This window comes from Bacillus sp. ChL18 (assembly GCF_026241425.1).
Classification (GTDB): domain Bacteria; phylum Bacillota; class Bacilli; order Bacillales; family Bacillaceae; genus Bacillus; species Bacillus velezensis.
The window spans coordinates 143,522-155,642 of sequence record NZ_JAPHWE010000004.1 but is presented as its reverse complement, the minus strand read 5'-3'; the positions used below and the strand labels follow the sequence as shown (position 1 = coordinate 155,642).

Genomic DNA, 12,121 nt, shown 5'->3' with positions numbered 1-12,121 from the left:
CTTGAAGAAAAAGTGATATCTTCTCCAAGCTTAGATGATCCGCACCAGTCTGGCCGTTTTCACTTAAGAAATCGTAACTCCCGCGCTTGCATATCCCGCCACTGTATTAATAAGCGAAAGGCCTGTCGCAGTGGCAGAGAATACCATTAACAGCCGGGTTTGAGGAGTTACCGCAATGTTCAGCCCTGTCGTGATTCCGTTGCTGATGCTGCCGATTGACAATATGCCGGTGAGGGGAGGAGCTAAAGTGACGGATGCTCCGGGGATCGGCGTGAACGTATTGTTCGGCACAGTGGAACTGTATAATTGTGCGGTTATCGTAACAGTCGAGCCGACAAGCGACAATGCTGCGGTTGTACTGAAATAGGCGGCAATTGATGTAATGGTTCCGCTTCTCGGAGCAGAAAAAGCAAAGTTCAGCAGAGTTCCTCCGGCCCCGGTAAGATCAATTGCACCTCCCCCTCCGACATTGACGCCCGTCACAGAATTGCCGAACCCGACAAGGCTCACCGTTCCGATTAATCCGCCGGCAATGGTCGTCACGGCAGTTGGAAGACCTGAAGCATAAGGAATGATCGCGCCTGCTCCGGTTACCCCGGTTACTCCGGTCGCTCCTGTTACTCCGGTTGCTCCTGTTATCCCAGTTGCGCCGGTTACTCCGGTCGCTCCTGTTACTCCCGTTACCCCGGTTGCTCCAGTTGCCCCGGTGGCGCCGGTAATCCCTGTTGCTCCTGTTACCCCCGTTACCCCGGTTGCTCCTGTTGATCCCGTTACTCCAGTGACTCCGGTGGCGCCGGTTACCCCGGTTGCTCCAGTTACTCCAGTATCCCCGGTTACACCGGTAGCACCTGTTACTCCGGTCGCTCCAGTATCTCCAGTTACTCCCGTTATACCAGTTGCGCCTGTTGCTCCGGTGGCGCCCGTTACTCCGGTGGCTCCTGTTACTCCAGCGGCTCCCGTTACACCAGTGGATCCAGTATCTCCTGTCGCTCCTGTTACACCGGTTGATCCCGTTATACCAGTTGCGCCTGTTACTCCGGTCGCTCCGGTCGCTCCCGTGGCTCCGGTTATTCCGGTCGCCCCAGTATCTCCTGTCGCTCCTGTTACTCCAGTGGAGCCTGTTACACCAGTTGCTCCCGTTACTCCGGCGGCGCCCGTTACTCCTGTCGCGCCCGTTACACCAGTGGCTCCCGTTATTCCGGTTGCGCCCGTTACTCCGGTCGCTCCTGTTACTCCAGCGGCTCCCGTTACACCAGTGGATCCAGTATCTCCTGTCGCTCCGGTGGAGCCCGTTACACCAGTCGCTCCTGTTACTCCAGTGGCTCCTGTTACACCGGTTGCTCCTGTTACACCGGTTGCTCCCGTTATTCCCGTCGCTCCAGTAGCTCCGGTTACTCCCGTTACCCCGGTTGCTCCTGTTACTCCGGCGGCGCCCGTTACACCAGTGGCTCCCGTTATTCCGGTTGCGCCCGTTACTCCGGTCGCTCCTGTTACTCCAGCGGCTCCCGTTACACCAGTGGATCCAGTATCTCCTGTCGCTCCAGTGGCGCCCGTTACACCAGTGGCTCCTGTTACTCCAGTGGCGCCCGTTACTCCGGTTGCTCCTGTTACTCCGGTTGCTCCCGTTACTCCGGTGGCTCCCGTTACACCAGTGGCTCCAATATCTCCGGTCGCTCCTGTTACTCCGGTGGCTCCTGTTATTCCGGTGGAGCCCGTTATTCCGGTGGAGCCCGTTATTCCCGTCGCTCCAGTATCTCCGGTTACTCCCGTTATACCAGTTGCGCCCGTTACTCCGGTCGCTCCTGTTACACCGGTTGCTCCCGTTACTCCGGCGGCTCCGGTTGTTCCGGTCACTCCGATATCTCCGGTTACCCCGGTTGCTCCCGTTATCCCAGTGGCTCCGGTTACCCCAGTAGCTCCCGTTATTCCGGTCGCTCCAGTATCCCCGGTTACTCCAGTTACTCCGGTTGCTCCCGTTACTCCAGTATCTCCGGTTACCCCAGTTGCCCCCGTTACTCCGGTTGAGCCTGTTACTCCCGTGGCTCCCGTTATCCCGGTTTCTCCAGTGGCTCCAGTATCTCCGGTTATTCCGGTTGTTCCCGTTACCCCAGTTGCACCTGTTACTCCGGTCGCTCCGGTTACTCCAGTTGCACCGGTGAGCCCGGTTGCTCCCGTTATCCCAGTTGCGCCGGTTACTCCGGTCGAGCCTGTTACTCCTGTGGCTCCCGTTACTCCGGTGGCGCCGGTTGCTCCGGTCGAGCCTGTTGCTCCCGTTGCTCCCGTTACTCCCGTGGCGCCGGTGGCTCCAGTCGCGCCGGGATCTCCAGTGACGCCGGTTACCCCAGTCGCTCCGGTATTCCCAGTCGAGCCCGTAGCTCCAGTGAATCCCGTTGCTCCAGTGAATCCCGTTGCTCCAGTCAGCCCTGTTGCTCCGGTCAGCCCCGTTGCTCCGGTGCACCCCGTTGCTCCGGTAAACCCCGTTGCTCCGGTGAATCCTCTTACATGAAAATGATTTGGATGACAGCATGGACACCATCTTTCATGGCAGCAAGAGTTTTCGCAACAGAATCCTTCACAGCAATGTGCCCGATTTTGATAACTGCGCCTTTGATTTCTTCTTTTATGTTGAAAATGACAGCAACAATCATTGCAATTCCGGCAGTCGTAATCCCAAGAGTCGTATCTGTTATACCAAGTATCTCCTTTTCTCATTACACCACCTCTATTTTCATAATATTTCCACGAAGAAAAAAGGTGTGGCAAAATCCCACTTCTATTGGGCAAATTTTTAAATGTTCTTTAAGGCTGCATCATGCAGCATTTACAGAAAAAAGACCTAACTGTGCATAAGTCAGGTCTTTCATCTTTAAAATATCAGTCTGCTGTTGTCATTAGGTTGTCGGGAAACGAATGCTGTTAAAATCGATATTGAGAGCAGTTGCTGCCGTTAAATTATTAGCAGTTGTGAAAATAATCCTCAGCTGGTACGTGTTTGTTCCTGCGGTCGGTGCTGTATCCACTGTTGTATCAGCAATCGAGAAACTATCCGTAGCTGCGGTAGTATTAGTTCGCGACAGAGTTCTTGTATGAATTTGTACTGTTCCCCTATATAATCTCACCTCAAAAACAAAGTTTGAATTGGCTGCAGATGTTAACGCGACACTGAGGGCATAATCAAGCTTTACATTCTGCAAAGCATTAACTGGGATTGCCAGCGTAGCAACGGGAACTTCTGTATTTAACGGCGGATAAACAGTGAGCGGCCCGTTGGTTCTTGTGAAGAGCAAGGTTGGTGTACTGCCTGTGGCGCCGGTTGGGCCTGTTGAGCCGGTTACTCCGGTTGATCCTGTTACTCCCGTTGCTCCGGTTACTCCCGTTGATCCTGTTACTCCCGTTACTCCCGTTGCTCCGGTTACTCCAGTTGCTCCGGTTACTCCCGTTACTCCAGTTGCTCCGGTTACTCCCGTTACTCCAGTTGCTCCGGTTACTCCCGTTACTCCCGTTACTCCAGTTGCTCCGGTTACTCCCGTTACTCCAGTTGCTCCAGTCAAGCCGGTTGGGCCTGTCGATCCGGTTGGGCCCGTTATTCCGGTTACTCCGGTCGATCCGGTTGAGCCTGTTGGCCCTGTTACTCCGGTTGCACCCGTTGCTCCGGTTACTCCAGTTACTCCGGTTGCACCCGTTACTCCTGTTACTCCAGTTACTCCTGTTACTCCAGTTACTCCGGTTGCACCCGTTACTCCTGTTACTCCAGTTACTCCGGTTGCACCCGTTACTCCTGTTACTCCAGTTACTCCCGTTGCTCCTGTTACTCCAGTTACTCCCGTTGCTCCTGTTACTCCCGTGACACCAGTTGGACCAGTTGCTCCGGTTGAACCTGTTACTCCTGTTGATCCAGTTACTCCGGTTGGACCGGTTGGACCGGTTACTCCCGTTGCTCCCGTTGCTCCCGTTGCTCCGATTGAGCCGGTTACTCCCGTTGCTCCGGTTGGACCGGTTGATCCTGTTTCTCCCGTTGCTCCGGTTGGGCCTGTTACTCCTGTTGCGCCGGTTTCTCCAGTTGCACCTGTTGCTCCGGTTGGGCCGGTTGCTCCGGTTGAGCCGGTTGGGCCGGTTGCTCCGGTTGAACCAGTTACACCAGTTGGGCCTGTTACTCCAGTCGCCCCTGTTGACCCGGTTGACCCGGTTGACCCGGTTGACCCGGTTGACCCGGTTGACCCCGTTGCCCCAGTTACTCCAGTTGCACCGTTTTCTCCTGTTGTGCCAGTTGCTCCAGTTGAGCCTGTGACCCCGGTCGGGCCAGTAACTCCTGTTACTCCGGTGGCTCCCGTTGATCCTGTTGAACCAGTTGGGCCTGTCGATCCCGTTGCACCGGTTTCTCCGGTTGAACCAGTTACACCAGTTGGGCCTGTTACTCCAGTCGACCCTGTTGCACCGGTTTCTCCCGTTGCTCCGGTTTCTCCGGTTCCACCTGTTGCTCCTGTTGGGCCGGTTTCTCCAGTTACACCTGTTGCACCGGTTTCTCCGGTTGAACCAGTTACACCAGTTGGGCCTGTTACTCCAGTCGACCCTGTTGCACCAGTCGAGCCGATTTCTCCCGTTGTTCCTGTTGCCCCAGTTACACCGGTCGCTCCGGTTTCTCCTGTCGTCCCGGTTACTCCGGTTGGACCCGTGATTCCAGTTGAGCCAGTCGCGCCGGTTGGGCCTGTTACTCCGGTTGAGCCCGTTACTCCCGTTGCCCCTGTTGGGCCGGTTGGGCCCGTGGTTCCGGTTATTCCTGTTGCTCCTGTTATCCCCGTTGCTCCAGTCACTCCGGTATCTCCGGTCGAGCCAGTTTCTCCGGTTGCGCCAGTTACACCAGTTGAGCCCGTGACCCCAGTCGGGCCAGTAACTCCTGTTGCCCCTGTTACTCCGGTCTCTCCGGTCTCTCCTGTTGCTCCTGTTGCACCGGTTTCTCCAGTTAATCCCGTCGCACCAGTTGAGCCGGTCGAGCCAGTTGCACCCGTTGGACCAGTTACACCAGTCGCCCCAATTGGGCCAGTCACACCAGTTGGGCCTGTTGCTCCAGTTGAGCCAGTTGAGCCAGTCGCTCCAGTTTCTCCTGTCGATCCCGTTGGACCAGTCTCCCCAGTTGACCCGGTTGACCCCGTTTCTCCTGTCGATCCTGTTGATCCGGTTACACCAGTTGAGCCCGTGACCCCAGTCGGGCCAGTCACTCCTGTTGATCCTGTTGATCCTGTTGCCCCAGTTACTCCTGTTGGGCCAGTTTCTCCCGTTGCACCAGTTACTCCCGTTTCCCCAGTTACACCGGTCGCTCCGGTTTCTCCGGTGAACCCCGTTGGTCCAGTCAGCCCCGTTGCTCCGGTTGAACCTGTTACCCCGATTGTCCCCGTTACACCAGTCGCTCCTGTCTCCCCGGTCGGACCTGTTATTCCGGTCGCTCCTGTTGGGCCGATCGGGCCAGTAGCCCCTGTGGCTCCCGTTATCCCCGTTGCTCCTGTTGATCCCGTTACACCCGTTACCCCAGTCGCTCCTGTTACTCCAGTCGCCCCTGTTACTCCGGTTGTTCCTGTTGACCCAGTTGGGCCGGTTTCTCCGGTTGAACCTGTTGCTCCTGTTACTCCAGTTGAGCCCGTTGCGCCAGTCGATCCGGTTACTCCTGTCGCTCCAGTTTCTCCTGTTGAACCAGTTACACCAGTTGCACCGGTTTCTCCGGTTGAGCCAGTAATCCCTGTTGCTCCTGTTGTTCCGGTTGAACCAGTTACACCAGTTGAGCCGGTTTCTCCGGTTGGACCCGTTACTCCCGTTGCACCAGTTTCTCCTGTTGAGCCAGTTGCTCCGGTTATCCCCGTTGCACCAGTCACTCCCGTTGCTCCGGTTATTCCTGTCGACCCGGTTTCTCCTGTTGGACCCGTTACTCCCGTTGCACCAGTTTCTCCTGTTGAGCCCGTGACCCCAGTTGGGCCGGTTGAGCCGGTTGCACCAGTTGGACCGGTTACACCAGTCGCACCAGTTGGGCCTGTTGAGCCTGTCGAGCCGGTTTCTCCCGTTGCACCGGTTACTCCGGTTGGACCGATTTCTCCAGTTACCCCTGTTGCCCCGGTTGACCCAGTTCCTCCTGTTGGGCCGATTGCACCCGTTTCTCCTGTTGATCCTGTTGGACCGATCGGGCCAGTAACCCCTGTGGCTCCAATTATCCCCGTTGACCCAGTCACTCCAGTTGCTCCGGTTTCTCCGGTTGAACCTGTTACACCAGTTGGGCCTGTTACTCCGGTCGCTCCAGTTAATCCAGTCGCTCCAGTTGCTCCGGTTTCTCCTGTCGATCCGGCTACTCCTGTTGGGCCGGTCGAGCCTGTTACTCCGGTTGAGCCAGTTGGGCCTGTTACACCTGTTGTTCCAGTCACTCCAGTTTCTCCTGTCGATCCCGTTGAACCAGTCTCCCCAGTTGACCCGGTTTCTCCTGGCGCTCCTGTTACTCCCGTTGGGCCAGTTGTGCCTGTTGAGCCGGTCGTTCCCGTTGCTCCTGTCGGCCCGGTTATTCCTGTCGCCCCGGTTTCTCCGGTTACTCCCGTCGCCCCGGTTACTCCAGTTGAACCCATTTCTCCGGTTGATCCTGTTACACCCGTTACCCCAGTCGATCCTGTCGATCCCATTGCACCCGTTGAGCCGGTTGCTCCTGTCGGCCCGGTTATTCCTGTCGCCCCGGTTTCTCCCGTTGGGCCGATTTCTCCAGTTACCCCCGTTACTCCAGTTACTCCCGTTGGGCCAGTTGGACCAGTCACTCCGGCTGGGCCAGTTGCGCCGGTTGAGCCAGTTGGCCCGATTTCTCCAGTTGACCCGGTTGCCCCCGATGCACCTGTTACTCCGGTTGGACCTGCCGCTCCGGTTGAGCCTGTTTCTCCCGTCGCCCCGGTTACCCCTGTTACTCCTGTCGATCCCATGACCCCCGTCGGGCCAGTCACACCAGTTGATCCGGTTAACCCCGTTGCTCCGGTTGAACCTGTTACCCCGGTTGTCCCCGTTACACCAGTCGCTCCTGTCTCCCCGGTCGGACCTGTTATTCCGGTCGCTCCTGTTGGGCCAGTTGGACCAGTTACCCCAGTCGCTCCTGTTACTCCCGTTGGACCGGTCGAGCCGGTTGGGCCGGTTGCTCCAGTTGAACCGGTCGATCCCGTGACCCCCGTCGGGCCAGTCACACCAGTTGCTCCGGTTAACCCCGTTACTCCGGTTGAACCTGCTACCCCAGTTGCTCCGGTTATGCCCGTGGCGCCCGTTGCGCCGGTTGAGCCGGTCGCACCAATTGAGCCGGTCAATCCAGTTGGACCAGTCACTCCGGCTGGGCCAGTAACCCCTGTTGCCCCTGTGACTCCGGTTGCCCCTGTTACTCCCGTCGACCCGGTTACTCCAGTTGGACCAGTTACTCCAGTCGGGCCGGATGCACCCGTTGATCCTGTGACTCCTGTCGGGCCGGATGCACCCGTTGATCCTGTGACTCCAGTCGGGCCGGATGCACCCGTTGATCCTGTGACTCCTGTCGCTCCTGTTATACCAGTTGAGCCGGTTGTACCTGTGGCTCCGGTTGAACCAGTTCCTCCTGTTGACCCGGTTGCACCCGTTGGACCTGTGGCGCCAGTGGAACCGATTGCTCCTGTCGATCCCGTTACTCCGGTCGCTCCTGTTGCTCCGGTGGCTCCCGTTATTCCGGTTACCCCAGTCACTCCAGTTGAACCGGTTGAACCTGTTGCGCCAGTTGGGCCTGTAACCCCGGGTGCACCCGTTGACCCCGTCGCTCCTCTTGCCCCGGTTGAACCAGTTGATCCCGTTACACCAGTTACTCCGGTTACTCCTGTGGGACCCGTCACTCCTGTGGGACCTGTAATTCCTGTTACGCCAGGTTCACCCCCGGTTTGCGCCAATGAAACATCGTCTATTAAAACCGTGCCGGTAGAAACTTTACTTAATACAATGACGGCAGAGGCCGCGCCAGAAGGCACACTGCTTGTTTTATAGATTTCAGACCATGTGTGGAAGAGCACGTTCGGCAAATTTCCGGGTGTAATATTTTCTTGAATGGAACTGATTTGTTCACCTGCTGCGCTGACATAGATGATCTGGAGAGTTACTTGGGGACTTGGCTCATTTCCGAGCGTTGCGAGTGATACGAATAGAGTCACTGACTTGGCTGAAATTGGAACAATTTGACTGAGGTAAGCATATGGCTGAGCTCCAATAAATTGCGCAGAATATCTCCCTGAATGTGCAAACAAACTGTTAATCTGGGTATTTGCCGAACTCCACCCCGCTAATGTGCCGGTTTCAAAGCTTCCGTTTATAATCGGATTATTCATTCAATCTTTTTCCCTCTCCTTCCCGTTGTTGACCGTCTTACTTATTAAGACAGCATATTAATACGGGCTGTGTTTTGACAACCTAAATAAAAAAGGTGATTTCTATTCATCACCTTAGTCCGATCCTTGAATGGGGAATCCCGTCGCAATGAGGGAGCGGTTTGCCGCTGCGACTTGTGTTACGTAATTCGAAGAAAGGACGGATAAATAGAGCTGGTACGCGGCTGTTTCATCCGCCTTCATTTCGTCAATGTACGTAAAAGGAATTCCTATGATTTGTCCGCCTGAAGAAAAGAGGTTCCGCTCTTGTCTCTGTGTTTGTATCGATACGCCATTTCTTTGCAGCTCGAGAGCTAAGACCAATGAGAAATGAGACGCGAGCGGATCTAATTCCACATTTACTTGTATGACGGCATCCGTTTTCACCAATTGATCTGTCGGCGCGGCTATCACTGCGCTTAACACGTTTATCGGTGTTCCTTCTAACGGAATCATCATCTGGTCTGCTGTATTTTGAAAAGCTACAGCCGGAACCGCTCCCGGCGGCCCCTCAGGCCCCGGGGGACCGGGCGGACCCGCCTCCCCTTGCGGACCGCGGGAGCCGGCGGGGCCTCTTTTGCCTTCGGGACCTCGCAGCCCGGGTACGCACAAGGCAGATCGATTTTCATCTGAAGACGGAAACCGTTTTTCCGTCCCTGTTTCCGGTCTTTCAAGTTCACATGGTAATTGTTCATACCAGCGTTTCATATGTCTGCTCATATATTTGTAAGGTTTCTGTTTCAATATCATGTATTGATTACGGCCGCTGCTCATATTATCACCCCGGCCATATTCTATTCGCACTGAAGTCATCATGTGCAGGCCCTTCCCCTTCCTTGCAGAAATAAAAAAAAGGCAGACCTGAGTCTGCCTTTTTCTTCTACCATAACCCTAATACTTTCCACCATAATCCGCCGATCACAAGCCATGTCACAATATGGACGATTGACAGGATAAAGCCGATGGACCACCATTTGCTTTGCGATATATAACCCGCTCCGAAAAAGACCGGAGCCGCTCCTGAGCCGTAATGCGTCGTTGAACCGAAAAGGTTGCTGAAAAACGCCAGACTGAGCGCCGCCAACAGCGGCGGAGCGCCTGCCGCCACGATGACGGCGAGAAATGCCGCATACATGGCGCTGATATGCGCGGTTGCGCTCGCAAAGAAGTAATGCGTGTAATAATACACGACAATCAGAATCATAAATGCCACAATCCATGAAAAACCGGAAACAGAAGATTTCATCATATTGCTGAACCAAGACACCATACCGAGCTCATTCAGGAAATTCGCCAGCATCACAAGCGCCGCGAACCAAGTCAGCGTATCCCATGCACCTTGTTCCTTTTTGATGTCCTCCCATGTTAATACCTGTGACAAAAGCAAAACGGATAATCCGATCAGGGCCGTCGTCGTTGCGTCAATATTTAAGCTTCCTCCGAAAATCCACAGCGCAAGCACCAATAAAAAGACGATGACCATGGAGAGTTCGGATTTTTTAAACGGACCCATTTCTTTCAATTTTTCCGTTGCGATTTTAGCCGCATCCGGTGTTTCTTTAATTTCCGGCGGATACAGCTTATAAATGACGAGCGGCGTAATGATTAAGCTCGCCAATCCCGGTACAATGGCCGCGATTGCCCAGCTTGTCCATGTGATGTCCACCCCTGCGACATCGTGGGCCAGCTTGGCGATCAGCGGGTTCGCCGCCATTGCCGTCAAAAACATCGCAGACGTAATCAAGTTTCCTTGAAAACCGGTTTTTAATAAGAAAGCGCCGATTTTCCGCTCTGTTCCGTCTGCCGGCGTTGATCCGAAAGTTTCGGATAATGATCTGATAATAGGAAAAATAATGCCGCCCGCCCGTGCCGTGTTGCTCGGAATGGCAGGTGATAAAATTAAATCACTGAAAAGCAGTGAATAAGAAAGGCCGAGTGTTTTCTTCCCGAACCGTTGTACGAATACGTAAGAAATCCTGGCGCCGAGCCCGGTTTTGATGAACCCCCGGGAAATAAAAAAGGCGATGACAATCAGCCAGATTGTCTTGTTTCCAAATCCGCTTAACGTATTTTCAATAGATAGCGTTCCCGTTAACGCGGTGACTGCCAATGCAAAAATTGCAATTGCGCCCATTGGCAAGGGCTTGGAGATAAAGCCGATAATTGTTGCGACAAAAATAGCGAACAAATGCCATGCTTTAGGTTCAAGTCCGGACGGCGCGGGAATAAACCAAATGATTAATCCCACAGCAACAGTAATAAGCAAAGGAATGATTTTTACTGCCTGCTGTTTTTTTGCGTCTTTTTCTGAAGCCATTACAGGTCTCCTCCTATTTTGTTGTCTTCCATCCCCTATCCCATTTTACTACTTAACTAAGTTAATAAACGTTTTTGTTAATTAAAAAACACAAAGGAATATTTTCCTTTGTGCTTCTTGTTTATTATTTTAATATGCCCGACCCGGCTTTAGATATAACATCTGATTTTACATTTGATGATGAGCCGATGGAACCGTGCAATGACGGTGTCCAGCCGACGGACTGACTTAATCCGTTGGCGGCTGACGCGTTAATGGAGGCGCCGTTTAAAAGAGTGCCGTCTTCATGAAGCGCTTTTCCGCCGCTGAAGACGCTGATGACTTTATCAGCAGCCAGCCCCGGCACTTCAAAGACATTATTCTGGGCATATATTTTTGACGCGTGGCCCGCGCCCCACGCATAGCTGAACGGGTATGCGGCGCTTTTCGAGCCTGCGTAAAAATTATTATAAATATGAACCTGTCCGTACCGGACCCGCGGCGCGCGCTGGACGATGTTCTGGTAATAGTTATGGTGAAGGGTCACCTTCAGTTTTCCCTCATCCGACGTCTTGCTGTCGCTGTTTCCGATGACGGAGCCTTTGTCATGGTCATGATATTTATTATAGGACAATGTAATATAATTCGCCCCGTTGGCTATATCCGTCTGGCCGTCATGGTGCTGATATTTTCTCCCGTAATAGTAGGGAAAACCGCTGTCGGGATTCGATCCGTCATTAAAGGTGCAATGATCGATCCAGATGTGCGTCGCGCCGTTAATGGTGATATTGTCATATTCCGAGTTCCAGTTGCCGCTGCTGCCGTCCGTCGGGTCCCATTGCGGAAAATAGTCGTAAGCGTCTTGAAATTCAATGTTGCGGATGATGACATTGTCGACGCCGTTCTTTATATTAAAACTTCCGCCTGTCACTTTGGCATTTGAACCCGAGCCGATGATCGTCGTATTTGAAGGAATGTCAATCACGACCCGCGCCTTCTGGTTTTTTTGCGATCGCTGTCTGGCGTCTTCCTGGGTGCCTGACGGCGCTTTTTTCCCCCATTTGTCCGGGTCGTACGCCTTCAGATAGGCGTTCGGATCATATGCCGGATCTTTATAATCATTAAAGCCGAGCGTTTTATTGCGGTCGTCCGTATTCATATTGATTGTGCCTTGTATGTAAATAATCTTCGGCGTGCTGTTGGCGCTTCCCCCTAATGCGGAAACGAGCTGCTGTCTGTTTGATACGGTGTATACATTCGATGAAGAGGCTTTCGCGCCGCCGGTTGTCCCGCCGGAAGCGGCTCCCCAGCCGTCATTTGTTCCTAACGTCTGCCGTCCCAGATCAGCGGCATAGACGTCCGCAGGGATCATACATAAACAAACCGCCAGCATAAATAACATTTTTTTCATGAATTGTGCTCCTCCTGATTTTTTATT

The 12,121-nt window shown here is 54.0% G+C and carries 5 protein-coding genes; all 5 read right to left on the bottom strand.

The window, feature by feature from the left end; genetic code table 11:
- Positions 1-63: 63 nt before the first annotated feature.
- The 5 genes from OQ477_RS20965 to OQ477_RS19115 all read right to left on the bottom strand — a co-directional run bounded on the left by OQ477_RS20965 (position 64) and on the right by OQ477_RS19115 (position 12,094).
- Positions 64-2,712: an exosporium glycoprotein BclB-related protein gene (locus tag OQ477_RS20965; RefSeq protein ID WP_323054523.1), complete on the bottom strand. Its 2,649-nt coding sequence runs from the start codon at positions 2,710-2,712 to the stop codon at positions 64-66.
- 179 nt (positions 2,713-2,891) lie between these two features.
- Positions 2,892-8,348, bottom strand: coding sequence for an NTTRR-F1 domain (locus OQ477_RS21120; protein ID WP_416346540.1), 5,457 nt, complete (start codon positions 8,346-8,348; stop codon positions 2,892-2,894).
- A gap of 114 nt (positions 8,349-8,462) precedes the next feature.
- Entirely contained in the window at positions 8,463-9,161 is a 699-nt protein-coding gene (locus OQ477_RS19125) for a hypothetical protein (RefSeq protein ID WP_265973503.1), read from the bottom strand.
- Positions 9,162-9,267: 106 nt separating this feature from the next.
- A complete protein-coding gene (locus OQ477_RS19120) occupies positions 9,268-10,704 on the bottom strand; it encodes an anion permease (protein ID WP_007408966.1) in 1,437 nt (478 codons plus the stop codon).
- A gap of 124 nt (positions 10,705-10,828) precedes the next feature.
- Complete coding sequence (locus tag OQ477_RS19115; RefSeq protein ID WP_265973502.1) at positions 10,829-12,094, bottom strand: pectate lyase family protein; 1,266 nt, start codon at positions 12,092-12,094, stop codon at positions 10,829-10,831.
- Between the last annotated feature and the right edge of the window lie 27 nt (positions 12,095-12,121).